General features: G+C 61.7%; 23 protein-coding genes. 13 read left to right on the top strand and 10 right to left on the bottom strand.

The window, feature by feature from the left end:
• Window positions 1–149: 149 nt before the first annotated feature.
• Window positions 150–1,229, bottom strand: coding sequence for an endonuclease/exonuclease/phosphatase family protein (locus tag AC1RBR_RS23415; protein ID WP_492566792.1), 1,080 nt, complete (start codon window positions 1,227–1,229; stop codon window positions 150–152).
• Between the two features lie 74 nt (window positions 1,230–1,303).
• Window positions 1,304–1,978, bottom strand: a complete 675-nt coding sequence (locus AC1RBR_RS23410; RefSeq protein WP_115986818.1) for a YciC family protein — start codon at window positions 1,976–1,978, stop codon at window positions 1,304–1,306.
• Between the two features lie 178 nt (window positions 1,979–2,156).
• On the opposite strand from AC1RBR_RS23410, the gene AC1RBR_RS23405 reads away from it, so the two are divergent.
• The 3 genes from AC1RBR_RS23405 to AC1RBR_RS23395 all read left to right on the top strand — a co-directional run bounded on the left by AC1RBR_RS23405 (window position 2,157) and on the right by AC1RBR_RS23395 (window position 4,250).
• A complete protein-coding gene (locus tag AC1RBR_RS23405) occupies window positions 2,157–2,909 on the top strand; it encodes a DUF2076 domain-containing protein (protein WP_492566790.1) in 753 nt (250 codons plus the stop codon).
• A 231-nt stretch (window positions 2,910–3,140) separates the two neighbouring features.
• Window positions 3,141–3,620 (top strand): LabA-like NYN domain-containing protein, encoded by a 480-nt coding sequence (locus tag AC1RBR_RS23400; RefSeq protein WP_007963710.1) that lies wholly within the window; start codon window positions 3,141–3,143, stop codon window positions 3,618–3,620.
• Window positions 3,621–3,644: 24 nt separating this feature from the next.
• Window positions 3,645–4,250: a 3'-5' exonuclease gene (locus AC1RBR_RS23395; RefSeq protein WP_492566788.1), complete on the top strand. Its 606-nt coding sequence runs from the start codon at window positions 3,645–3,647 to the stop codon at window positions 4,248–4,250.
• A 134-nt stretch (window positions 4,251–4,384) separates the two neighbouring features.
• On the opposite strand, the gene AC1RBR_RS23390 is transcribed toward AC1RBR_RS23395, so the two are convergent.
• A complete protein-coding gene (locus AC1RBR_RS23390; RefSeq protein ID WP_492566786.1) occupies window positions 4,385–4,837 on the bottom strand; it encodes an Lrp/AsnC family transcriptional regulator in 453 nt (150 codons plus the stop codon).
• A 163-nt stretch (window positions 4,838–5,000) separates the two neighbouring features.
• Here AC1RBR_RS23390 and yedA point away from each other — a divergent pair, with 163 nt between their 5' ends.
• Window positions 5,001–5,942 carry a drug/metabolite exporter YedA gene (gene yedA / locus AC1RBR_RS23385; RefSeq protein WP_456017991.1) on the top strand — a complete coding sequence of 314 codons (942 nt, stop codon included), beginning with the start codon at window positions 5,001–5,003 and terminating at the stop codon, window positions 5,940–5,942.
• A gap of 65 nt (window positions 5,943–6,007) precedes the next feature.
• Window positions 6,008–7,348: an RNA helicase RhlE1 gene (rhlE1, locus tag AC1RBR_RS23380; protein ID WP_115986815.1), complete on the top strand. Its 1,341-nt coding sequence runs from the start codon at window positions 6,008–6,010 to the stop codon at window positions 7,346–7,348.
• Window positions 7,349–7,465: 117 nt separating this feature from the next.
• On the opposite strand, the gene AC1RBR_RS23375 is transcribed toward rhlE1, so the two are convergent.
• Window positions 7,466–8,707, bottom strand: a complete 1,242-nt coding sequence (locus AC1RBR_RS23375; protein WP_492566783.1) for a TIGR03862 family flavoprotein — start codon at window positions 8,705–8,707, stop codon at window positions 7,466–7,468.
• A gap of 281 nt (window positions 8,708–8,988) precedes the next feature.
• Window positions 8,989–9,909, bottom strand: a complete 921-nt coding sequence (locus AC1RBR_RS23370; RefSeq protein WP_492566781.1) for a histone deacetylase family protein — start codon at window positions 9,907–9,909, stop codon at window positions 8,989–8,991.
• Window positions 9,910–9,991: 82 nt separating this feature from the next.
• Between AC1RBR_RS23370 and AC1RBR_RS23365 the strand changes: the two genes are divergently transcribed.
• The 3 genes from AC1RBR_RS23365 to AC1RBR_RS23355 all read left to right on the top strand — a co-directional run bounded on the left by AC1RBR_RS23365 (window position 9,992) and on the right by AC1RBR_RS23355 (window position 12,126).
• Entirely contained in the window at window positions 9,992–10,561 is a 570-nt protein-coding gene (locus tag AC1RBR_RS23365) for a GNAT family N-acetyltransferase (protein ID WP_095139254.1), read from the top strand.
• 105 nt (window positions 10,562–10,666) lie between these two features.
• Entirely contained in the window at window positions 10,667–11,536 is an 870-nt protein-coding gene (tesB, locus tag AC1RBR_RS23360; RefSeq protein WP_003228466.1) for an acyl-CoA thioesterase II, read from the top strand.
• A complete protein-coding gene (locus AC1RBR_RS23355) occupies window positions 11,533–12,126 on the top strand; it encodes an HAD family hydrolase (RefSeq protein WP_492566779.1) in 594 nt (197 codons plus the stop codon). Before tesB ends, AC1RBR_RS23355 begins: the two co-directional genes overlap by 4 nt.
• 117 nt (window positions 12,127–12,243) lie before the next feature.
• Here AC1RBR_RS23355 and AC1RBR_RS23350 read toward each other — a convergent pair whose 3' ends face one another.
• From AC1RBR_RS23350 to AC1RBR_RS23335, 4 genes are all read right to left on the bottom strand, one after another.
• Window positions 12,244–13,194 carry an alpha/beta hydrolase gene (locus tag AC1RBR_RS23350; RefSeq protein ID WP_492566777.1) on the bottom strand — a complete coding sequence of 317 codons (951 nt, stop codon included), beginning with the start codon at window positions 13,192–13,194 and terminating at the stop codon, window positions 12,244–12,246.
• Entirely contained in the window at window positions 13,195–14,085 is an 891-nt protein-coding gene (gene ypfJ, locus AC1RBR_RS23345) for a KPN_02809 family neutral zinc metallopeptidase (protein WP_204895964.1), read from the bottom strand.
• A gap of 190 nt (window positions 14,086–14,275) precedes the next feature.
• A complete protein-coding gene (locus AC1RBR_RS23340; protein WP_492566775.1) occupies window positions 14,276–15,109 on the bottom strand; it encodes an aldo/keto reductase in 834 nt (277 codons plus the stop codon).
• Window positions 15,093–16,832, bottom strand: coding sequence for an FAD-dependent oxidoreductase (locus AC1RBR_RS23335; RefSeq protein WP_492566774.1), 1,740 nt, complete (start codon window positions 16,830–16,832; stop codon window positions 15,093–15,095). Before AC1RBR_RS23335 ends, AC1RBR_RS23340 begins: the two co-directional genes overlap by 17 nt.
• Window positions 16,833–17,008: 176 nt before the next feature.
• On the opposite strand from AC1RBR_RS23335, the gene AC1RBR_RS23330 reads away from it, so the two are divergent.
• From AC1RBR_RS23330 to AC1RBR_RS23315, 4 genes are all read left to right on the top strand, one after another.
• The gene (locus AC1RBR_RS23330; protein ID WP_492566773.1) at window positions 17,009–17,785 is read left to right on the top strand and encodes an IclR family transcriptional regulator; all 777 of its coding nucleotides are present in this window, start codon (window positions 17,009–17,011) and stop codon (window positions 17,783–17,785) included.
• Window positions 17,786–18,009: 224 nt separating this feature from the next.
• Complete coding sequence (locus tag AC1RBR_RS23325) at window positions 18,010–19,071, top strand: Gfo/Idh/MocA family protein (RefSeq protein ID WP_492566771.1); 1,062 nt, start codon at window positions 18,010–18,012, stop codon at window positions 19,069–19,071.
• A gap of 2 nt (window positions 19,072–19,073) precedes the next feature.
• On the top strand, window positions 19,074–19,889 hold the full coding sequence (locus tag AC1RBR_RS23320) for a sugar phosphate isomerase/epimerase family protein (RefSeq protein ID WP_492566769.1): 816 nt from the start codon (window positions 19,074–19,076) through the stop codon (window positions 19,887–19,889).
• A 64-nt stretch (window positions 19,890–19,953) separates the two neighbouring features.
• Entirely contained in the window at window positions 19,954–20,832 is an 879-nt protein-coding gene (locus tag AC1RBR_RS23315; RefSeq protein ID WP_007963736.1) for a DMT family transporter, read from the top strand.
• A gap of 128 nt (window positions 20,833–20,960) precedes the next feature.
• Here AC1RBR_RS23315 and AC1RBR_RS23310 read toward each other — a convergent pair whose 3' ends face one another.
• The gene (locus AC1RBR_RS23310) at window positions 20,961–22,298 is read right to left on the bottom strand and encodes an MFS transporter (RefSeq protein WP_492566767.1); all 1,338 of its coding nucleotides are present in this window, start codon (window positions 22,296–22,298) and stop codon (window positions 20,961–20,963) included.
• A gap of 343 nt (window positions 22,299–22,641) precedes the next feature.
• Between AC1RBR_RS23310 and quiC the strand changes: the two genes are divergently transcribed.
• Window positions 22,642–24,543, top strand: coding sequence for a 3-dehydroshikimate dehydratase QuiC (gene quiC, locus AC1RBR_RS23305; RefSeq protein WP_492566766.1), 1,902 nt, complete (start codon window positions 22,642–22,644; stop codon window positions 24,541–24,543).
• Window positions 24,544–24,627 lie beyond the last annotated feature (84 nt).

Raw genomic sequence — 24,627 nt, 5'->3', positions numbered from 1 at the left:
CGCAGCCTGCCACCCAATCACGGTACGACATCAATCTACTGTGGGAGCGGGCTTGCTCGCGAAGGCGGTGTGCCAGACACGAATGCATCAACTGACACAACGCTTTCGCGAGCAAGCCCGCTCCCACAGGGGGATATAGTGTTAACTGTCTACTGAGCCGCGGGCAGCAGGAACCGTGCAATCACCGGTAAGTGATCGGAAATGCGCAAGGTATCGTCCTGGCGCACCCGCGCTTCGACCCGTTTGATTTTCGGGCTGTAGAACAGATAGTCGACGGTGCGATCCGGGCCATTCAGTCCGGGGTCGTTGGGGTAGTGGGTCAGCCAGTGGGCGCGGTCGATGCCGCTGGCTTCGTTGTTGGTCGGGATCATCGGGTACTTGTCCCACAACAGATGCAGGGCGCTGTCGATCGCGTAGGGCGTGCGCTGCTCGGCGGGCAGACGCTGATACTGGCCCAGCGGCAACAGATTGAAGTCGCCGCCGATCAGCCATGGCAGGCCCTGGCTTTCGTACTTGTCGAGCACTTTAGCCACCGCTGTCACTTGCGCCTGCAAGGTCTCGTCCGGTTGGCGGGCGCGATCCAGATGGGTGTTGAATACCGTCAGTTGTCCGCCGTCGCTCAGCGGCAGCTTGGTGGCGAGCAGGGCGTCTTTGGGTTGGAACTGGCGGGAGATGAAATTCGCCGGGGGTACCGGCAATTGCAGGCGTTCGGCGTGTTCGATGCGGTAACGGCTCAGGGTCACCAGTTGCCGGCCAACGCTGCCGAAGATGTGCGGGTCGGGGACGAACTCGGCTTTCCAGTCGAAAGCATGGGCGCTGCACGGGTAGAGATCGGTGACCCGTTCCTGCAGCAGCTTGAGCTGGTTCTGGTAATCACTGGCCTTGGCGCCGTCATCCAGCTCCTGCAGCAGCACCACGTCGGGCTGCTCGTCGCGGATCACCCGTGCCACTTCGTCGAGACTGAAGGCCATGTCTTGCGGGGATGGCGCTTCATCAGAGCCTTGGGCGAGATCGTTCCAGAACACGTAGCGCTTGCCCGCCAGATACTGCACGTTCCAGGTCATGACTTTCAGCGCTTGCCCGGGCACCAGGGTCGGCGGCGTACCGCTGCAGGTGACGGGCAAGGTTTCTCGCGCATCGGGGCGCCAGGTCAGGCTATAGATCAGCCCGCCGATCACGGCAATGGCGAGCACAATCAGTAACAGGGTGTAGCGCAGCAGACGGGGCATGGCTCGGCTTATCGCGTTACAAAAGTGATCCCGAGCATACCCGACCGCGGACGCTTGGCCCAAGGGCCGCGAGGTCAGACCGCTCCGTTACGTTTGTCAGGCAATTCGCTGATCAGCATGAACAGGCGGAACAGCACCACGCTGGTGAACAGTTGCAGGAAACTGTGCGCACTGTCGATCAGTACCGCGATCAGCGGATTCTGCGGGTCGGGGTACACCGCCAGCGTTGCACCCTTGAGCAGCCACAGCGGCCCCATCACACACAGAATGCACAGCAGGATCCGCCAGAAATGCCCACGGGTCAGGCGCAGGCTTTCCTTCATCGCCTGCAACGGCCCCATCCCGCGCAGCACCAGCAGGTATTCAGCGAATGCGAGCATGACCATCAGCATCAGGCCCGGCAGGAAGTACAGCGACAACCCCAGCAGAATCAGCAAGGTATTGAGCGCCGTGAGCAGGGCGAGGCGCGGCCACAGGCGGGCGGACATTGCCAGCAGGTCGAGGTTGCGCGGAGCGTCGCCACGGGTGCGGGCGTCGAGGAACAGGATCAGCGCGGCGGTGTACAGCGGATACACCAGCAAACCGACGACCACGCTGGCGGCGGAGAAACTGTCGGGGTCAGTGGCGCGATCCACCACTTGCTGCAGCACGGCCTCGAAGATCACCAACGGCAGGCATAACTGCACGATGCTGACCAGGTGGCGTTTGAAAAAATACAGAGAGTCGCGCAGTACATCGAAGGCATTCATCAGTCGGTATCGCAGGTCGAAAACAGTGGCTCACTTTAACCGATGACGCGCGGGCCGACACAAACGTAAACATTCGGTAAAGGTCGTTGAAACATCCTGTCACTGCCTCCATTACAGAGGTGCGCCATGTCCGCAGTGGGCACGGGCAACGTTATCCCCGGCAATCTACGAGGTCGCCATGAACAGCGAAGAGCAAACCCTGATCGATGGACTGTTTTCCCGGCTGCAACAGGCCGAAACGGAGGCAGCCCCGCGCGACGCCCAGGCCGAGGCGCGGATCAAGGAACACCTGACCCGCCAGCCGGCGGCAGGTTATTTCATGACCCAGGCGATTCTGGTGCAAGAGGCGGCGATCAAGAGCCTCGACGAACAGAACAAGCAGCTGACCCGACAAGTCCAGCAGTTGCAGGCTGAACTGCAAGCGGCCAAATCCCAGACTGCGGCCCCGGCGCCAGGCGGCGGTGGTTTCCTGTCGAGCATCTTCGGCGGCGGCAACTCGCGTCCGGCGCCGACCCAAAGCGCTCCGGCGTCCACCGGTGGCTGGCGTGAACCGGCTCCGCAGCAGAACTTCGGTGCGCCAGCGCCACAACAGAACTATGCCGCGCCGCCGAACTACGCCCAGCAAGCCGCTCCGGCCGCGGGCAGCAGCTTCCTCGGCGGCGCTCTGAAAACTGCCGCAGGAGTGGCCGGTGGCGTGATGCTGGCGCAGGGCATCAGCAGCCTGTTCCATCACAACCAGCAGCCCGAAGAAATCGTTGAAGTGATCAAGGAAGAGCCAGCGCAGGTGGCTGACCAGAGCGGCAACGACTGGGGCAATGACCAGCGTGTGGCCGATAACGGTTTCACTGGCAATGACCAGGGCGGATTTACCGACACTGATTACACCGACGACAGTTCGTCATTCTTCGATGACGACGATTCGTTCGTCTGACTAACGGTCAGGCACCAGGCAACACCGTTTCTGTGGCGAGGGAGCTTGCTCCCGCTGGACTGCGCAGCAGGCCCTTCTTTTAAAAGACAGGGTCGCTGCGCAACCCAGCGGGACGGTGCGACGATTCGACAAGCTCCCTCGCCACACTGCTTTTTACTGGCATACTGAGCGCCTTTTTCGGGCCTGGTGCCTGATTCCGCTTCGTGCGCTCGCGCGCTCACAGGAATTCCGGTGAAAAAAATCGCAGTGTTCGCCGACGTGCAGAACCTCTACTACACCGTGCGTCAGGCCTATGGTTGCCATTTCAACTACGCCGCGCTGTGGGCTGACATTAGCAAGCAAGGGCAGATCGTCGAGGCCTATGCCTATGCCATCGACCGTGGCGACAGCAAGCAGCAGCAGTTCCAGCAGATCCTGCGCAACCTCGGTTTCACCGTGAAGCTCAAACCCTATATCCAGCGCAGCGACGGCTCGGCCAAGGGCGACTGGGACGTGGGCATCACCCTCGACATCATGGACGCCGCCGACCACGTCGACGAAATCGTCCTCGCCTCCGGTGACGGCGACTTCGACATGCTGCTCGAACGCATCATCAGCAAGCACGGCGTACAGGCAGTGGCCTACGGCGTGCCGGGCCTGACCGCCAACTCGCTGATCCGCGCTGCCAGCCGTTATGTGCCAATTGAAGGCGCGCTGTTGCTCAAAAATTGATTTTTGTACGGAGTTGAACCCGGTTTGGAACGCATTGCAGTCATCGACTTTGAAACCACCGGCCTGTCGCCGAACAGCAGCTGTCGCGCCACGGAAATCGCCGTGGTCATGCTGGAAAACGGCCGTATCGTCGAGCGTTACCAGAGCCTGATGAACGCCGGCGTCCGCGTTCCAGCGTTCATCGAACAACTGACCGGCATCAGCAACGCCATGCTGCGCAGCGCGCCGCCGGCAGAGCGGGTGATGGAAGAGGTCAACGAATTCGTCGGCTGCACGCCACTGGTCGCACACAATGCCTCGTTCGACCAGAAGTTCTGGGACTTCGAGCTTGGACGGATCAAGCGCACCCGTCTGCAGAATTTCGCCTGTTCGTTGCTGCTGGCCCGGCGCCTGATGCCGGCTGCGCCGAATCACAAGCTCGGCACGCTCACCACGTTCGCTCGCCTGCCGCACACCGGCCAGGCGCACAGGGCGATGGCGGATGCCGAGATGGCGGCCAATCTGATGGCGCATCTGGCGCAGGAACTGCGGCACAAGCATGGGGTGCGTGAGCTGAATCACGACCTGCTGTGCAAACTGCAGAAAGTCCCCGCCGCGAAAGTCAGCGAACACCTGCTGCGCTACCGCTGATCCCGAATCCAACACAACATCCTTGTAGGAGTGAGCCTGCTCGCGATGGCGGTCTGTCATTCGACATTATCGGTGACTGACACACCGCTATCGCGAGCAGGCTCACTCCTACAGTGGGTTTGTGGTGGGCTGAATTATTTGCCGTTGCCTTCGATATGGCCGAGCGGCACGCGCTTCTCGATTGCGCTCGACAACACAATCGAGGTCTTGCTGAAGCCGAACTTCGCCACGCGATTGATCAATTCTTCCAGCTCCGTCATCGACGCCACTGCACCCTTCATCATCACGCACGGATCGCCCGTCACCCGAAAGCACTCGGTCAGCTGCGGGATTTTCACCAGTTCGTCGTAGACCTTCTGGCTGCCGTTCTGGTGCAGGCGCAATTCGATCATGCACTGGATCGGCAAACCGATTTTCGACAGGTCGATGTTCGCCTGATACCCGGTGATCACTCCGGCGGCTTCAAGCTTGGCCACGCGCTCGGCCACTGCCGGGGCGGACAGGTTCACTTTGCGCGCCAGATCGGCATAAGACGCGCGACCGTTTTCCAACAGGGCGCTGAGCAGCATGCGGTCGTATTTGTCCAAGGCCGGACTCCTGAAATTGCCAGACTTTCGAAATCGTGGTTTATCCCGTCGATCTCCGTTGTTTCAAAAGTGTACCGGCGCGATAAACAGGTTTTGTAGCTTATTTTTGCTCGCGGGCCTTTCTAGAATAATTCACACCCTGCCTCTGACTGTCGAGCTGCCCATGCCTGCCTTGCGCCGTTTTTCTCTGCCGCTGATCGCCGCGTTTTTTGCGCTGTACGTGATTTGGGGATCGACCTATCTGGTGATCCGCCTTGGCGTCGAATACTGGCCACCGCTGATGCTTGGCGGGGTGCGCTTCGTGATTGCCGGCAGCCTGATGTACGCCTTCCTGCGCTGGCGCGGGGCACCGGCGCCGACCTGGGCGCAGTGGAAAGCGGCGGGAATCATCGGGATCTTGCTGCTCAGCTTCGGTAACGGCGCGGTCAGCGTCGCCGAACACACGGGGGTGGCTTCCGGCGTGGCGGCACTGGCGGTGGCGACGGTGCCGTTGTTCACGTTGCTCTTCGGGTATTTCTGGGGCGCGCGCAATACTCGCCTGGAGTGGGCCGGGGTGGCGTTGGGGATTGTCGGCATCGCCATGCTCAACATGGGTTCCAACCTGCAATCGAGTCCGATGGGCGCGGCGCTGTTGATTTTTGCGGCGGCGACCTGGGCGTTCGGTTCGGTGTGGAGCAAGCACCTGCCGCTGCCGCAAGGGGCGATGGCCAGTGCCGTGGAGATGCTGGTGGGCGGGGTGGTGCTGTTGATCGGCAGCGCAGTGAGCGGCGAGCACCTGCAAGCCTTGCCACCGATGGAGGGCTGGCTGGCCCTGGGTTATCTGATCTTCTTCGGCTCGATCATCGCTTTCAATTCCTACATGTACCTGCTCAAACACGTGCGTCCGGCGGCGGCCACCAGCTATGCCTACGTCAACCCGGCGGTGGCGGTGTTGCTGGGGATCGTGTTTGTCGGCGAGACCATCGGCATGGAAGAGGCGCTGGCGATGCTGGTGATCATCAGTGCCGTGGTGCTGATCGGTCTGCCGCAGTGGCGGCGGCCGGCGCAGCCGCTCGTCGCGGAGCCACCGAAGACCGCCGTTCCAGCAGAACAGCGTGTGAATTAGGGTAAACTGCGCGCCATTGCACACTCGTGTCGCACAATTGCGCTGAATTTTCCTACGGTACTCCCATGACTTTCGCCACCCTTGGCCTGATCGAACCCTTGCTGCGCTCCCTCGAGACGCTCGGCTACCAGACTCCAACGCCGGTTCAGGCGCAAGCCATTCCGGCCGTGCTGGCCGGTCGCGACCTGATGGCTGCGGCCCAGACCGGCACCGGCAAGACCGCCGGTTTCGCCTTGCCGCTGCTGCAGTTGCTGGCCATGGAAGGGCCGAAAGTCACCGCCAACTCGGTTCGCGCGCTGATTCTGGTGCCGACCCGCGAACTCGCCGAGCAGGTGCACGAATCCGTGCGCCAGTACGCCGAAAATCTGCCACTGCGCACTTATGCGGTGTACGGCGGCGTCAGCATCAACCCGCAAATGATGAAGCTGCGCGGCGGCGTCGATCTGCTGGTGGCGACCCCGGGCCGTCTGCTCGACCTGTTCCGTCAGAACGCGCTGAAATTCAATCAGTTGCAAACCCTGGTGCTCGACGAAGCCGACCGCATGCTCGACCTCGGCTTCTCCGAAGAGCTGGCGAACATCTACCGTGCGTTGCCGAAGAAGCGCCAGACGTTGTTGTTCTCCGCGACCTTTTCCGATGACATCCGACTGCTGGCCGGCCAGATGCTCAACGATCCGCTGAGTATTGAAGTCAGCCCGCGCAACGTCGCGGCCAACACCGTCAAACAGTGGGTGGTGACGGTAGACAAGAAGCGCAAGCCGGAACTGTTCGTGCACCTGATGCGCAAGAACAAGTGGAAGCAGGTGCTGGTGTTTGCCAAAACCCGCAATGGAGTGGACGCGCTGGTGGAAAAACTCCAGGGCCTCGGTGTGAACGCCGACGGTATCCACGGCGACAAACCGCAGGCGACCCGTCAGCGTGCGCTGGATCGTTTCAAACTCAGTGAAGTGCAGATTCTGGTGGCTACCGATGTCGCGGCCCGTGGTCTGGACATCGAAGACCTGCCGCTGGTGGTCAACTTCGACCTGCCGATCGTGGCCGAGGATTACATTCATCGCATTGGTCGTACTGGCCGTGCCGGTGCGACCGGTGAGGCGATTTCGCTGGTGTGTGCCGATGAAGTGAACATGCTCTCGGCGATCGAGATGCTCACGCGTCAGACCCTGAAGCGCCAGAACGAGCCGGACTTCGAACCTGAGCACCGCGTGCCGGATACCGATGCCAGCGGTCAGGTGATCAAGAAGCCGAAGAAACCGAAAAAGCCGAAAACGTCCGGCGGCGGTGGCGGCAAGCGCAATCTGGGCAAGTGGGTCGACAGTGGTGACACCCAGGCGCCGGAGCCGTCGATCAAGCCTGTGCGTAAAGTGCCGGTATTTAATACCGGGCCACGCAAGCGCAAGCCTTGATTTGATGCGCTGTCTGTAAAGGCGCCTTCGCGAGCAAGCCCGCTCCCACATTGGTCTCCAGTGAAATGCAGACCTTCTGTGGGAGCGGGCTTGCTCGCGAAGGGCGCGCCGCGGTCTTCAGCCCTTACTCTGTAACCACTCCAACATTGCCAATCCCGCCGCACGCCCGCTGGCAAAACACGCCGTCAGCAGATATCCGCCCGTTGGCGCCTCCCAATCCAGCATCTCGCCTGCACAAAACACCCCCGGCAACGCCTTGAGCATCAAGCGCTCATCCATCGCTTCAAACGTTACGCCACCGGCGCTACTGATGGCTTCATCCAGCGGCCGCGCTTTCACCAACGTCAGCGGCAACGCCTTGATCGCCCGCGCCAACAACGTCGGATCAGCGAAGGTTGCCGCGTCAGTCAATTCCCGCAACAACGCCGCTTTCACCCCATCAATCCCGACCTGACTGTGCAGATGCTTGGCCATCGAACGCGAGCCGCGCGGTTTGCTCAACGCTGCCTGCAATTTATCCACAGGTCGGCCGGGCAGCAGATCGATGTGCACCGTGGCTGAACCATGCGCGTTGATTGCCTCGCGAATCGGTGCCGACAGCGCATAGATCAGGCTGCCTTCGACCCCGGTTGCGGTGATCACGCATTCGCCCAAGCGTGGGATATCGTCGTTCAAACCGATGGCGACATTTTTCAGCGGTGCGCCGGCGAATTTGCTGACAAGCAATTCGCTCCAGGCCTGCACCTCGAATCCGCAATTGCTCGGCTGCAACGGCGCCAGTCCTACGCCTTTTTGCTCCAGGGGCAGCATCCACGCGCCATCCGAACCCAGGCGCGACCAACTGCCGCCGCCGAGGGCGAGCAGGGTGGCGTCGGGTTTGACGGTGATTTCGCCGTCGGGGCTGCTGATGCGCAGTGCACCGTGTTCATCCCAGCCGATCCAGCGATGACGGGTGTGGATAACCACGCCACTGTCGCGCAGGCGCTTGAGCCAGGCGCGAAGCAACGGCGCGGCTTTCATGTCGGTGGGAAATACCCGGCCGGAGCTGCCGATGAAGGTTTCGATACCCAGATCATGAATCCAGCGGCACAACGCATCGGCGTCGAAGCCGCGCAGCAGTGGCGCGATCTGCGGCGCGCGTTCGGCGTAGCGTGCGAGGAACGCCGGGTAAGGCTCGGAGTGGGTGATGTTCATGCCGCCAACCCCGGCCAGCAGGAACTTGCGCCCCACTGAGGGCATGCCGTCGTACAGATCAACGCGCACGCCGGCCTGGCTCAGCACTTCGGCGGCCATCAGGCCGGCGGGGCCACCGCCAATGATGGCGACGTGAGCGGGGAAGGGGGCGGAGGTCTGGGTCATGGCGTGCGCTGCGGTATGGCGGGATAAGGCGCGCATTCTAACAGCGCAGACCTTTGTAGGAGTGAGCCTGCTCGCGATGGCGGTTTATCAGGCGACATAAGTGCTGAATGTTGGTCCGCCATCGCGAGCAGGCTCACTCCTACAAAGAGATCGAGGTGAATTCAGTATGTGGTTAAAAAACAACCATCGTGCTGCAGGCCATGTTCGATATGGTCTGTAGTCCCTTTCGCTCAGGTTATCCACAGGCCGTTCCACAGCCATTGTGGGTAACGAAGCACAGCTTAGTGACAACCGTGTGACGTCCAGACCCGTTGTGCGCTGTGATGGAGGATGCCGTGGCGGCGGGCGAGGGCGTGGCGATCCTTGCTGTAGCCGCCGCCGATCACGCCGACTACCGGGATGTCGCGGCCCAGGCAATGGCGCATCACGCTTTCATCGCGGGCGGCGACGCCTTCGTCTGTCAGCTGCAGATAACCGAGGGCGTCGTCCTTGTGCACATCGACCCCGGCGTCGTACAGCACCAGGTCCGGTTGATACAGTGGCAGCAGGTAGTTGAGGGTGTCCTCCACCACCTGCAGATAGTCGCCATCGCCCATGCCTTTGGGCAACGGAATGTCCCAGTCGCTTTCGGCCTTGCGTGCAGGAAAATTCTTTTCGCAATGCAGGGAAACGGTGATCGCCTCCGGGGTGTCATGCAGGATCCGCGCGGTGCCATCGCCCTGATGCACGTCGCAATCGAAGATCAGCACCCGGTTCACCCGGCCGCTTTGCAACAGGTAATGGCTGATGATCGCCAGGTCGTTGAAAATGCAGAACCCGGCCGGGTAGTCGTAGTGGGCGTGATGGGTGCCGCCGGCGAGATGACAGGCCAGACCGTGCTCCAGGGCTTTTTCTGCCGCCAGAATCGAGCCGCCGACCGCCCGCACCGTGCGCTGCGCCAGGGCTTCGTTCCACGGCAGGCCGAGGCGCCGCTGGTCTTCGCGGGACAACTCGCCGCTCATGTAGCGTTCGATATAGCGACGGTCATGCGCCAGGGCAAGGATGTCGTTGGGGCAGATCTCGGGACGCAGCAGGTCGGCGTCGCGGGTCAGGCCGCTGTCGACCAGGTGATCGCGCAGCAAGCGGAACTTGTCCATTGGAAAGCGGTGATCCGCCGGAAACTCGGGGCTGTAGTCTTCGTGATAGATCAGCGGCAGTGGCATGGCGACTTCATGTAGGAACGATGGAAAGAGTGAAGGATCCTACCAGCGATGTAGACTTGCGGCATGGAAACGGAGGGGCACGATGGAGCCGATACTGCAACTGGAAAGTGCACGATTGCTGCTGCGCCAATGGCAGGACGAGGATTTGCCGGCATTTGCGGCGATGTGTGCCGATCCGCAGGTCATGCGTTACTTTCCACAGCCTTTGAGCCGTCTGGAAAGTGCATCGCTCATTGGGCGGGTGCGCGGACATTTTGCCGAACACGGTTTCGGATTATGGGCGCTGGAGCGCAAGGACAGCGGTGAGTTCATCGGTTTCACTGGCCTGGGTGTGGTCGGTTTCGATGCCCCGTTCACCCCGGCGGTGGAAATCGGCTGGCGTCTGGCCCGCGAGCATTGGGGCCTGGGCTATGCCAGTGAAGCGGCCTGGACCGCTCTGCGTTGCGGCTTTGACCGGTTATCGCTGAAGGAAATCGTGTCTTTCACCGCCCAGAGCAATCTGCCTTCGGAGAAAGTCATGCAGGCGATTGGCATGCATCACGATCCGGCCGATGATTTCGATCACCCCAAACTTGCCGTCGATCACCCGTTGCGTCGGCATCTGTTGTACCGCATCACCCGGGAGCAATGGCTGCAGACCTTGCATGGCTAAGCCGACACGGACGTTTACAATGGCGCGACAATGGCTCGCGCCAGAACCTGAATGGGCCGCCGCAGCCAAGACTGCGCGGCATAGCGTTGTGTGAGGAGAGTCTGAATGAGCCAAGTGTTGGAAGATCTGGTCGACCTGCTGACCCTGGAGCCGATCGAGGAAAACCTGTTCCGTGGCCGCAGCCAGGACTTGGGTTTCCGTCAGTTGTTCGGTGGCCAGGTGCTCGGTCAGTCGCTGTCGGCGGCCAGTCAGACGGTTGAAGAGGCGCGTCATGTGCATTCGATGCACGGCTATTTTTTGCGCCCGGGCGACGCGAAGTTGCCGGTGGTGTACTCGGTGGATCGCGTGCGTGACGGCGGCAGTTTCAGCACCCGGCGGGTCACGGCCATTCAGAAGGGGCACCCGATCTTTACCTGCAGCGCGTCGTTCCAGTATGACGAGGCAGGCTTCGAGCACCAGAGCCAGATGCCAGTGGTGGTCGGCCCGGAAAACCTGCCGTCGGAGCTGGAGCTGACCCAGCAACGCGCGCACCTGATCCCCGAGCACATGCGCGAAAAACTGCTGTGCCCGAAACCGATCGAAGTGCGCCCGGTCACTGAAAAAGACCCGTACAACCCGCAGCCCGCCGATCCGGTGAAGTATGTGTGGTTCCGTGCCGACGGTGCACTGGCCGACATTCCGGCGCTGCACAAATACCTGCTGGCCTACGCCTCGGACTTCGGTCTGCTGACCACCTCGATGCTGCCGCACGGCAAGTCGGTCTGGCAGAAAGACATGCAGGTCGCCAGCCTCGATCATGCGTTGTGGTTCCACAACGATCTGCGGGCCGATGACTGGTTGCTCTATGCGATGGACAGCCCGTGGGCCGGCAACTCCCGTGGATTCTCCCGTGGCAGCGTGTACAACCGCGCCGGGCAACTGGTGGCATCGGTGACCCAGGAAGGCCTGATTCGTCACCGCAAGGATTGGGCATGAGCCTGAGCGATGTGAAGCACTGGGTGTTCGACATGGACGGCACCCTGACCATCGCCGTGCATGACTTTGCGGCGATCCGCGTGGCGCTGGCAATTCCGCCCGAGGACGACATTCTCACCCATCTCGCGGCGCTGCCTGCTGATGAAGCCGCAGCGAAACACGCGTGGTTGCTGGAGCATGAGCGCGATCTGGCGCTGGGCTCGAAACCGGCGGCCGGTGCGGTGGAGCTAGTGCGCGACCTGCACGGGCGCGGCTATCGGCTTGGCATACTGACGCGCAATGCGCGCGAGCTGGCGCATGTGACGCTTGAAGCAATTGGCCTGTCCGACTGCTTCGCCGTGGATGATGTGTTGGGCCGTGACGAAGCACCGCCGAAGCCGCATCCCGGTGGCTTGCTGAAACTGGCCGAGGCCTGGAGCGTGCCGGCCAGCGAGATGGTGATGGTCGGTGATTACCGCTTCGATCTGGATTGCGGGCGGGCGGCCGGGGCGCGGACGGTGCTGGTGAATCTGCCGGACAACCCGTGGCCGGAACTGACGGATTGGCATGCGCAGGATTGTGTCGAGTTGCGGCGGATGCTTTTGGCCTGAGTTCTTTATTGTCTGATCTGGCCTCATCGCGAGCAGGCTCACTCCTACAATTGGAATGCGTTTCCCCTGTAGGAGTGAGCCTGCTCGCGATGGCGCCTCAACAGTCACCACAAGTCATTAATCAAACAGCGCTTTCAGCCCCTCCGGCGATGTCAACATCCCATCGCCGTTATGCCCGACCCCGGGCACTTCAACCAGCCGCTGATTGACCCCTTCCGGATGGCGGCGCAGCAGGTAGCCGAAAAACAGTTTGCCGCGTTCCAGCCGATACGCGCCTTGCGCCTCGGCGGCGCAACTCTTGTCCAGCGCCGGGTGCTGCGGGTCGGTGTCCTGCTGCCCCAGCAGATAAATCACCTCGCGTTTGATGTAACTGCTCTCAAGCTGCAACGGCGTTTGCCCACCGGCGTAGACCGGCATGTCTGCCAGCCCGTACTTCCAGCGATTGAATCCCGGACACTGTGCATGATCGAACGCCACCGGCCGTTGTTCGTTGAAATACGCGTACGACGACGGATTGGCCACCACGTACCGCAGGCGAATGCCGTTGGCCTTCAGCGCCGGTTGCTCCTTGGCCAGCAGGGCATAACGCTGCACCACTTGACCGCCACCGGAATGGCCGAAAATCACGATCTGCTGCACGTCCGGAAACTGCTTGCGGTCGCTGACCCGGGCGACGATTTCATCCAGCGCGGCGTAGGAACTCAGCGGATTCGGCCCTGTGGATAACCCGCCGCCCATCCATTCGTTGCCGTTCCAGCGCAGCAGGGTGTTGGGCAGGGAATACAGGGCGACGTCGCTTTCATTGAGAAACTGCGGCGCGATCACCAGCGTGTGCGCGGTTTGTCCGGCCAGTCCGGTGGCGCGCTCGGCACTCTTGCGATAGGTCTCGGCGTTGCGCAGACGACCGTGAATGACGATCAGCACCCGCTCGATTTTTTCCGGTGCCGGGCTGATGCCGACGGCCATTTCGCCGGCCTCGAATTGCAGGCGCCCGGGGCTGATGGCATCGACGCCTGCCGCGTGCGCATTGCCGCCGATGATCAGTAAAGCCAGAAGCCATTTGCGCATTTACAGGTTTTTCGCCGCGAAGGTATCGCACTGGCCGACCTGGCCCTGGGCGAAACCGGTTTTGAACCAGCGCACCCTTTGCGCCGACGTGCCATGGGTAAACGAGTCCGGCACCACACGGCCCTGACCCTGTTGTTGCAGGCGATCATCACCGATGGCGTTGGCCGCGTTCAAGGCTTCTTCGATATCGCCCGGTTCCAGCCAGTTCAAACGCTTCTGCGCGTTGTAGGCCCAGACGCCGGCGAGGCAGTCGGCCTGCAGTTCCTGACGCACCAGCAAACCGCCGTCGCCTTCCATCTGCCGACCTTGCTGACGAGCCGTCTGAATCTTCGCCGAGACGCCGAGCAGCGTCTGCACATGGTGGCCGACTTCATGCGCGATCACGTAGGCCTGGGCGAAGTCGCCGGCGGCCTTGAAGCGCTGGGCCATTTCCTGGAAGAACGCCATGTCCAGATAGACTTTCTGATCCGCCGGGCAATAGAACGGGCCGGTGGCAGAAGTCGCCAGGCCGCAGGCGGAGTTCACGCGGTTGCTGAACAGCACCAGGGTCGGATCCTTATATTGGCGCCCGGCCTGCTGGAAAATCGCACCCCAGGTGTCTTCGGTATCGCCGAGGATCGAACGCACGAATTCGGCCTGCTGGTCGTTGACCGGTGGCGCCTGACGGGTTTGCGTCGAGGCCGGTGCCGATTGTTCGGTCATTTGCCCGGTGAGCTGGCCGAGGATCTGCAACGGATCCTGCCCGGTGATCCAGCCGATGCCGACGATCAGCAGGATCGCCCCCAGGCTCAGGCCTTTGCCGCCACCGAACCGCATGCCACCACCGCCGCCGCTATCATCGCCACGGGCATCGACGACGTTGTCACTGCGTCGGCCTTTTTTCCATAGCATGTGGGAATCCTCTTTTCTGTTCGTGGTGATGAGTGTTGCTGGTGTGGGAGTGTGGCGCCAGTCCGGTCGTCCGTCTATTGGCGTACACGCAAACAGGCCCGGCCTCGGGTGACGAGGGCGGGCCTGTTATTGACGAGCGTGTGGGCGACTAATTCAATCCGTTGGCGGATTTCTCTCGGCGCGCTGTGCGTCAGCGATCGAAGGCGTCCCACACCGGGGCGAAATCCGGGCTGACCTGACGCTGATTCTTCGGCAGGGCGGCGATCAGCGCGCGGTCTTCAGCGTCCAGTTCAACCTGCAGCGAAGCCAGGTTCGCCAGTTGATTGGCGCGGCTACTGGCTTTGGGAATCGCCGCGACGTTGGGCTGATCCAGCAGCCATTTCAACGCCACCTGAGTCGGCAGCACGCCGTGTTTTTCCGCGATCTGCTGAATCTGTGGAATCTCCGAGACTTTGTTACGCGCCAATGGCGTGTAGGCCGTCAGTGCCAGATCGTGTTGGCGCGCGTAGTCGAGCAGGGCGTTCTGGCCGAGGAGGACGTGGTACTCGACCTGAATGGCTGACAGCGCAATTCCATATTCCTCGACGACTGTGCGCAGCAGCGGCAGCGGAAAATTCGCCACACCGATGTTGCGTGCCAGACCCTGTTCCTTGAACGAGGCCAACGTGTCGAGAGTGCGCGGCAGATCCCAATCGGTACTCGGCCAGTGGATCATGAACAGGTCGACGTACTCGCTGCACAAAGCCTTGAGGCTTCGTTCCATCGAGTGGCGCATGGCGTCGGGTTGCAACTGGTCCCACCAGACCTTGGTGGTGACATGAATCTGCTCGCGGGGTGTCGGTGTGTTCGCCAATGCTTGTCCGACCGCGTCTTCGTTGTTGTAGGCCGCTGCCGTGTCGATGTGCCGGTAGCCGAGTTCCAGGGCCTGCTCGACGGCACGGGTGCATTCGTCGCCGAGCATCGGCCAGGTGCCGAGGCCGAGTTTCGGCATGTTCAAACCCTGGGCGTTAACGATGTGCTGCATGGTCGATCTCCTGTTCGAAAGCAGTGATGCCGGCGATATGCCGGGCGGCGATGTAGCCGAAAGTCAGCGCGGGGCCAAGGTTGATTCCACCCGCCGGATAGTGCCCGCCCATGATGCTGGCCATGTCGCCACCGGCGGCATAGAGCCCGGCGATGGGCCGGGCATGGGCATCGAGCACTTGCGCATGCGGGTTGACCTTGAGCCCGGCAAAGGTGCCGAAGCAGCCCGGTTGGACTTTCACGGCATAGAACGGGCCGGCCTCTATTGGGGCAACGCAAGGGTTGGGAAGGTTCGCCGGATCGCCCTGTTTGCGGTTGTAGGACGTGGAACCGCGCCCGAACAACGGGTCTTCGCCAAGGCGAGCCTGCAGGTTGTAGTGATCCACCGTGTGACGTAATCCGCTCGGGTCGATGCCGCAGGCGCTGGCCAATTCTTCCACGGTGTTGCCGGTTTTCAGATAGCCGCTGCGGATAAACCCGGACACCGGAACGGGAAATGGCCGCGACATGCCCAGACCATATCGCCGTTGAAAGGCGCGGCTGCAGATCAGCCACGAGGCGACTTCTTCGCCTTCAGGGGTGGCGGCAACCATGGCGCTGACGTAGTCGTAGTAACCGTTGGCTTCGTTGACGAAGCGCTGGCCGTTGCGCAGTACGCCGATGATTCCCGGTTTGCCGCGTTCGATGATGTGCGGGAAATGGCCGATGCTGCCGTCGGCATGCGGCACTTGCGAGACCGGCGCCCAGGCCACGGGCGACGCCAGGTCGGTGTTGACCGTGGCGCCGACGCTTTCGCCCAGGCGCAGGCCGTCGCCGTTCACCGCCAGCGGTGGCAGTGCCCAGTGTTCATGACCCGTGGGCGTGCGCGGAAACAACGCCCTGCGCCGTTCGACGTCGTTGGCGAATCCGCCGGCGGCCAGCACCACGGCTTTGCGTGCATGAATGCGGATCGGGCCTTTGGCGCTGTTGACCAGCGCCCCACAAACCCCTGCTTCATCGCGCAGCAGTTCGGTCACGGGTGCCGACTCCCATAACAAAACGCCAAGGTCCTCGGCGGACTTCGCCAGCCTTGCGACCAGCGCCACTCCGTTGACCAATTGCATGGCCCGGCCGTGTAGCGCGAGATCCAGCAGATGTCGGGTAAAGCGACGGGTTACGTGCCACGCGGCTTTCAATGATCGGCTGAGATTGAGGAACGCCGAAAGGTCGGCGCCGGCCATGATCGGCATGCCCATGAAGGACGTTTCGCGCATTGTTGTACGCAGGCGCCTGAGCAGGCGTCCGACTTTTCGTCCGTCGTAAGGCGCCGCGATGACCGAGCGACCGCCCGTGCCCGCGCCGGGCGTATCGCCATGAATGTCGGCAATGGCGTTGCCGTCGGCAAATTGCAGAGCAGTGTGCTGTTCGAAAAACGCCACCATGTGCGGCCCGGCAGTGAGGAAAGCGTCGACCATTGCCGGGTTGTAATGCTCGCCGAGTTCATGGCGCAGGTACGTGCGCGGTTGCTCGACGTCTTCGACGATGCCGGCGCGCCGAGCCAGCGGATTGCACGGCACCCATGCCCAGCCGCCGGACCACGCAGTAGCACCACCGAACACCGGATCTTTTTCAACCACGATGACCTTCAGTCCGTGCCACGCGGCAGTGACCGCGGTGGATAAACCGGCGGCACCGGAGCCGACGACCAGAACGTCGCAGTCGATTTCGGGAAGTTCGGCAGGCATCAGGCAAAGCTCCGCAGCTGGGTTTTATTGGAATTAGGTTCCAGAAATTAACCAATGATGTGCAGTTGCAACAAGGCATGGTTCAGTAAAGTGGGCGGTTATCGCACAGCTAGTTCCGGATTTCGCTTTGTCTCGGATGTCTTCTAGAATCGGCAAAATTTCACTTGGACCTTCCCATGGCCGGCAGTCAGATCGAACGGGTTTTCAGCGTGCTGGAAAGCCTCACCAGTGAGCCGCGCGGGCTGCCGATGCAGACCTTGGCCGAGCAACTGGACATCCCGAAAAGTGCCACTCACCGGATGCTCGCAGAGCTGATTCGCCTGGGCTACGTGCGGCAGAATGCCGACACTTTGCGCTATCACCTGTCGACCAAACTGGTGGCGATGGGGTTTCAGTACCTGTCGGGCAGCGGTGCCGACATCGTGCAACCGGTGCTGGATCGACTGGCTCAGGAAACCGGCGAACTGGTGCGCCTGGGGGTGATCGATGGCGAGCGCCAGACCTGGATCGCCAAGGCGCAGGGCGCACGGACGGGCCTGCGTTATGATCCAGACATGGGCCGCGACGCGCCGTTGTTCTACACCGCTTCCGGGCACGCCTGGCTGGCCTGCATGAGCGACGCCGAAGCGTTGTCGCTGGTTGAACGCCAGGGCGCGGAAGTGCCGGTGGGCGTCGGGCCGAATGCGCCGCGCTCCAATATCGAACTGCTGGAGCGCTTACGGCTGGCGCGGGAGCAGGGTTATGCCTGTGTCGAGGAAAGTTCGGCGGTGGGCACCTCGGCGATTGCCGCGGTGGTCAAGCATCCCGTTGACGGGCGGGTGATCGGTGTACTGAGCATTGCCGGGCCAAGCGCGCGGATGCCCGGCGCGCGGCTGCACGAATTGGCGCCTTTGCTGGTGACGTTCGCCGAGGAATTGTCGGCGGCGAGTCTGGCGTCCGAATTGTTCGTCTGACCGATCCCTTGTAGGAGCTGCCGAAGGCTGCGATCTTTTGACTTTGTTTTCAATATCAAGATCAAAAGATCGCAGCCTGCGGCAGCTCCTACAGGTTGAGCGTCAAGTACAAAGTTGTGCGGTGTCCGCACGGTTTTCCCACCACTGGGTGTTGGATTGTGGAACGTGGTTCTAAATTGTTGCTGGAGTGACATTTCCAACAACAATCACAAGAGGATCGCACCTTGACTTCGCCCCTTCATATCGCCCTGATCGGCGCTGGCAACATGGGCCAGCAGCATTACCAGCACCTGCAAACCCTCGATGAAGCCCGGTTGTGCGCAGTGGCCGATCCCGGCCCGCAGGCTCCCGCGCTGGCGGCGCAGTGGGGCGTGGCGTATTTCGCTGATCATCGGCAGATGCTGGAGCAGGTGCGGCCCGATGCGGTGATCGTGGCCAATCCGAATAATCAGCACGTCAGCACGGCGCTGGATTGCCTCGCTGCCGGGGTTGCGGTGCTGCTGGAGAAACCGCTCGGCGTGCACCTGGATGAGGTGAGTGAGTTAGTGGCGGCAGTCAAACGCAGTGGCGTGCCGGTGCTGGTCGGCCATCATCGGCGGCACAATCCGTTGATCGTGCGTGCCCACCAATTGCTGCGCAGCGGCGCGCTCGGGCGGCTGACCACGGTTACCGCGCTGTTCCAGCTACGCAAACCCGACCGATATTTCGAGGTCCCGTGGCGCCGTGAACCGGGCGCGGGCCTGTTGCTGACCAATCTGATTCACGACCTCGATCTGCTGCGTCACCTGTGCGGTGAAGTGCAGTCGGTGCAGGCCGTCGCCGACAACGCGGTGCGTGGGTTTGCCAACGAAGACAGCGTCGCTGTGTTACTGCAATTTGCCGACGGTGCACTGGGCACGCTGAGCGGTTCCGATGCGGTTGCCGCGCCGTGGAGTTGGGAGCTGAACTCCGGGGAGAACCCGGTCTATCCGCGTCAGGACGATCAGCCGTGTTATCTGCTGGCGGGAACCGCCGGGGCGCTGAGCATTCCGCAACTCAAGCGCTGGCATTACGCTGCCGATCAAGTCGATGCCGGCTGGCACGAAGCGCTGATCGCGCAGCAAGAACAGTGTGAGGCCGGGGACGCGTTGCGGTTGCAGCTGCAGCATTTTGTGCAGGTCGCGCGGCGTGAGGTCGAGCCCTTGGTCAGTGCCGCCGATGCCGCGCGAACCCTGGCGCTGGTCGAGGCGATACGTGAGGCGGCGGCCAGCGGTCGTGCCTGTTCCCCGGCAGCGGTCGAGGCTTGAACATGAACGAACGAATTCTTTCTCTGGCCAGTCTCACCGTACTCGAGTTGTCACCGCCGCAAATGGTCGAGGTGGCGGCGCGTGCCGGTTACAGCCATGTCGGCCTGCGCCTGGAGCCGGCGACGCCTGAGGAATATCACTTTCCATTGGTGGCCGATGGCGGCTTACGGCGTCAGACGTTGGCGCGTTTGCGCGACACTGGCATCGCTGTGCTCGATGTGGAAATCCTGCGCCTGAAACCGCAAACCGTGGTCGCCGATTTCGAGAGGCTGCTGGCCGTCGGCGCGGAGTTCGGCGCCAGTGAATTACTGGTCGCCGGCAATGATCCTGACGAGCATCGGCTGACCGACAACTTTGCGGCGTTGTGTGATCTGGCGGCGCCTTACGGTTTGCATCCGCATCTGGAGTTCATGCCCTGGACCGATGCGCGCAACCTCGAGCAGGCGTTGCGCATCGTTGCCAATGCCGAGCGGGAAAACGCCGCGGTGCTGGTCGATGCCTTTCATTTCGACCGCTCGGGTTCACGGCTGGAGGATCTGGCCAGCGTTGCGCCCGCGCGCCTGCGTTATGCGCAATTGTGCGATGTGGCGGGACCGCGACCGGCGGACATGGCCGAGATCTTGCGTCAGGCGCGCAATGAGCGGCGGTTTCCCGGCGAGGGCGATTGCGACCTGCACGGTTTGTTGCGCAGTCTGCCAGCTAATATTCCACTGAGCCTGGAGATCCCCACGATAAAACTGCTGGAGCAGGGCGTAAGCGGATTGCAACGAGCGCAGATGGCGCTCGACAGGACGCGGGAATTGTTGGCGCAGTTGTAAGTCAGTTTTTGTGGCGGGGCGCCAGCGTCCTCGCCACTGTTTATTTTTCCTTCAGAGATATCCAATGACCGTCAGCACCCCGCTCTCCGGTGTCAACCAACCCTTCAAGGGGATCTTGCTGATTGTCGTGGCGACTTTCCTGTTTTCCAGCCACGACGCGCTGTCGAAATACCTCTCGGGTTTCTACCCGATCGTCATGGTGGTGTGGGCGCGGTATCTGGTGCACACCTTGCTGATGGCGGGAATTTTCCTGCCGCAATCAGGGCTGCGCGTGCTGCGCACCAAACGACCTTTATGGCAGTTGGCGCGGGCGTTGTGCCTGCTCGGCACCAGTCTGTTTTTCACCACGGCGCTGCTGTACATCCCGCTGGCCGAGGCCACCGCGGTCAACTTTCTCGCGCCGGTGCTGGTGACGGCGCTGTCGGTGCCGTTGCTCAAGGAACGGGTGACGCGCGGGCAGTGGATTGCGGTGATCTGTGGATTCATCGGCGTGCTGATCATCGTTCACCCGGGCGGTGAATTGTTCACCCCGGCGGTGCTGCTGCCGTTCTGCTCGGCGTTGTTTTTCTGCTTCTATCAACTGCTGACGCGCAAGCTCAGTGAGGTCGACAGTCCGACCACCAGCAACTTTTTCGCCGGTCTGTGCAACACGCTGGTGATGAGTGCGCTGGTGCCGTTCTTCTGGCAAGTGCCGACCTTGTCTCACGCCGTGTTGATGCTGGCGCTGGGCAGCTGCGGAATGACCGCGCACCTGTTTCTGACCCAGGCGTTCCGCCACGCAGCACCAGCGTTGCTGGCGCCGTTCGGCTACTGCCAGATCGTGTTTGCCGGGCTGTTGGGGTGGGTGGTGTTCAATCACACGCCGAGTCTGTTGACGGTGATCGGCATTGCGGTGATCTGTTGCAGCGGCTTGGCGGCGGCATGGCAACAGAGCCGCAGGTGAGAGAGATACATAACCCTGTGGGAGCGGGCTTGCTCGCGAAGGCGGTGGATCAGTCAACATCAATGTTGAATGTCAGTCCGCTTTCGCGAGCAAGCCCGCTCCCACAGGGGGGAGGGGGTGCAGGCAGGTTATTCGGTGACGTCTGGAATCTTGCGCGGCGCCATGAAGTACATCCAGGTCAGCGCCAGGAAGTACATCGCCGGGATCAGGGTGAACAGCACCGTGTAGTTGTTATTGGTGACGGTCAGGATGTGGCCGACGATCTGGGTCATGAACATCCCGCCGATCGCTGCGCACATGCCGCCGAAGCCGAACACCGTGCTCATCATGTGCTTGGGCGTGTAGTCCATCACCAGGCTCCAGATGTTCGCAGTCCAGGCCTGATGCGCACCGATCGCCAGGGAGATCGCCGCGACAGCGACCCACAGATTGCTCGAACCGGCCGCCATGACCACGCCGATGATGCAGCAGGCGAACAGGAACATCGACAGCAGCCGCGCCTTGATCGGGTTCATGCCGCGACCGATCAGGAACGAAGACAGAATGCCGCCGCCGACACTGCCGAAGTCGGCCGTCACGTAGATGATGATCAACGGAATACCCATTTGGGTGACGTTGATGCCCAGGTTGTATTGCTGATTGAGAAACGGCGGCAGCCAATACAGGTAGAACCAGAACACCGGCGCCGTCAGCGAATAGGCGAGGGCGAACGCCCAGGTGCCGCGCATGCGCAGGATTCGCGAGAACGGTACGCGGGCCTGTTCCGGTTCGACTTCCTGCTGGATGTAGTCGAGTTCGGATTTTTTCACCCGTGGATGGTCTTCCGGGTTGAAGTATTTCAGGCCCCAGAACAGCAGCCAGATCCCGCCGAGTGCCGACATGCACAGGAACGCCGCCTGCCAGCCCCACACGTGAAGAATCAGCGGCAGCAGCATCGGCGTGAACATGGCGCCGACGTTGGTCCCGGCGTTGAAGATGCCGGTGGCCACTGCGCGTTCACCGGCGGGGAACCACAGGCGTGTGGTTTTCACGCAGGCCGGGTAGTTGGCCGCTTCGGTCAGGCCGAGGATGAACCTGCAGACCATGAAGCCGACGGCCGACGTCGCCAGGCCGTGGGCGCCAGTGGCCAGGCTCCAGAGCAGCACTGCGCAGAAGAACACGCGCTTGACGCCGACGCGGTCGATCAAGCGTCCCTGCAGGACGAAGCCGATCGCGTAGCCGACCTGGAACCAGAAGTTGATGTTGGCGTAATCCATCGCCGTCCAGCTCATTTCCTTGGCGAGGATCGGCTGCATGACGCCGAGGGCGGCGCGGTCGATGTAGTTCAGGGTCGTGGCGAAAAACACCAGCGCCAGCATGCCCCAACGGGTCTTGCCGACAGCCATGGCGCCGCGGATCTTGTCGCCGATGCCACCCGTGGCAGTGCTCATGGCCGGAGCCATGCGGGAAGTCTGTGAAGGAATCATTGTTCCACCCGTTTTTGAATTTGTTATGTGGTGTTGTTTGCACGCACTGCGACCGAAGGTTCATTTCCGGACTCAATGTGACGTCGATGGTGGGCAGTGGACGAAAAATCGTCAATTCGCCGAAACGCCATAGTGTTCGATAATCGCACGCAAAACTAACCGGCTGGTACACTTTAAATTGCTGCTGAAGACGATGCAGCCAATAATTTCCTCACGATAAAAAACGTACCTCTGTAGGAGCTGCCGAAGGCTGCGATCTTTGTTTGTGAAGATCAAAGGATCGCAGCCTTCGGCAGCTCCTACAGGGACGCGTGACAAGACGATCCCCATCGGGAGTAGAAACATGCAGCGTTCCATTGCCACCGTTTCCCTGAGCGGCACCCTGCCGGAAAAGCTCGAAGCCATTGCCGCCGCCGGGTTCGACGGCGTCGAGATCTTCGAGAACGATCTTCTGTATTACGACGGCAGTCCGCGGGAAATCAGGCAGATGTGTGCTGACCTGGGGATCGCCATCACCCTGTTCCAGCCGTTCCGCGATTTCGAAGGCTGCCGCCGTGATCGGCTGGCGCGCAATCTGGAACGGGCCGAGCGCAAATTCGACCTGATGCAGGAACTGGGCACCGATCTGGTGCTGGTCTGCAGCAACGCCTCGGCGGACAGCGTCGGCGACCGGCAGATTCTGGTCGATGACCTGCGGCTGTTGGCCGAACATGCAGGCGCTCGCGGGTTGCGCATCGGCTATGAAGCGCTGGCCTGGGGCCGTCACGTCAATACTTATCAACAGGTCTGGGACATCGTGCGCCAGGCCGATCACCCGGCGCTCGGCGTGCTGCTCGACAGCTTTCACACCTTGTCGTTGAAAGGCGATCCAAGCGCGATCGCCGACATTCCCGGCGACAAGATCTTCTTTGTGCAAATGGCCGACGCGCCGATACTCGCCATGGACGTCTTGGAGTGGAGCCGGCATTTCCGCTGTTTCCCGGGGCAGGGCGAATTCGATCTGCCGGGGTTCCTCGCGCCAATCATCCAGAGCGGTTACACCGGGCCGTTGTCGCTGGAAGTTTTCAACGATGGCTTCCGCGCCGCACCACCACGGGCGAATGCCGCTGATGGTCTGCGTTCGTTGCTGTATCTGGAAGAGAAAACCCGTCAGCGCCTGGAACAGCAAACAACGCCGGTGGCCAACCGCGACATCCTCTTCGAAACGCCGCAGGCCAGCGAGTACAACGGCATCGAGTTTCTTGAGTTCGCCGTCGATGAAAGCCTCGGCGCCAAATTGAGCAACTGGCTGGAGCGTCTGGGCTTCGTCAAGGCCGGGCAGCACCGCTCCAAGAGCGTGAGCCTGTTGCGCCAGGGCGATATCAACCTGATCCTCAACGCCGAACCGTATTCGTTCGGCCACAGTTTTTTCGAGGCCCACGGCCCGTCGCTGTGTGCCACCGCTGTGCGGGTCAAGGACAGCGCCAGCGCCCTGGCCCGAGCCGTTGCCTATAAGGGCCAGCCCTATCGCGGACTGGTCGGCCCCAATGAACTGGAACTGGCCGCGGTGCGTGCACCGGATGGCAGCCTGATTTATCTGGTGGATGAGGCGGCGGACGTCTATGGCACCGACTTCAATCTGCTGCCGAATGCTCAGGCCCGTGGCGGCCTCAAGCGCATCGATCATATGGCCATGGCGCTGCCGGCCGACAGCCTCGACAGTTGGGTGCTGTTCTACAAGAGCCTGCTGGATTTCGAGGCCGACGATGAAGTGGTACTGCCCGATCCGTACGGTCTGGTGAAGAGCCGGGCGCTGAGAAGTCGCGACAGTTCGATCCGCTTGCCGCTGAATATCTCGGAGAACCGCAACACTGCGATCTCTCACGCACTGTCGAGTTATCGCGGCTCCGGTGTGCATCACATCGCCTTCGATTGTGATGACATCTTCGCCGAAGTCAGCCGCGCCAAAGAAGCTGGCGTTCCGTTGCTGGATATCCCGCTCAACTATTACGACGACCTCGCTGCGCGCTTCGATTTCGACGACGAATTCCTCAGCGAGCTGGCGTACTACAACGTGCTCTACGACCGTGACGCACAGGGCGGAGAGCTGTTCCACGTGTACACCGAGCCGTTCGAGGGACGCTTTTTCTTCGAGATCATCCAGCGTAAAAACGGTTACGCCGGTTACGGTGCGGCGAACGTCGCGGTCCGTCTGGCGGCGATGGCCAAATCACGCAGCGGTGCGGCGCGCCAGGCGAAGTTGTAGGAATTTCGTAAACGCGGGATTAAACACGAGCCGCGTGGCTTCCTTCACTGTGCAGCGCGGCCCATAATCGCCAACCTGTGCAGT

The organism is Pseudomonas sp. GW823-FHT01D03, assembly GCF_058798255.1.
The sequence above is the reverse complement of the archived record's forward strand: the minus strand, read 5'-3'. Positions and strand labels throughout refer to the sequence as shown.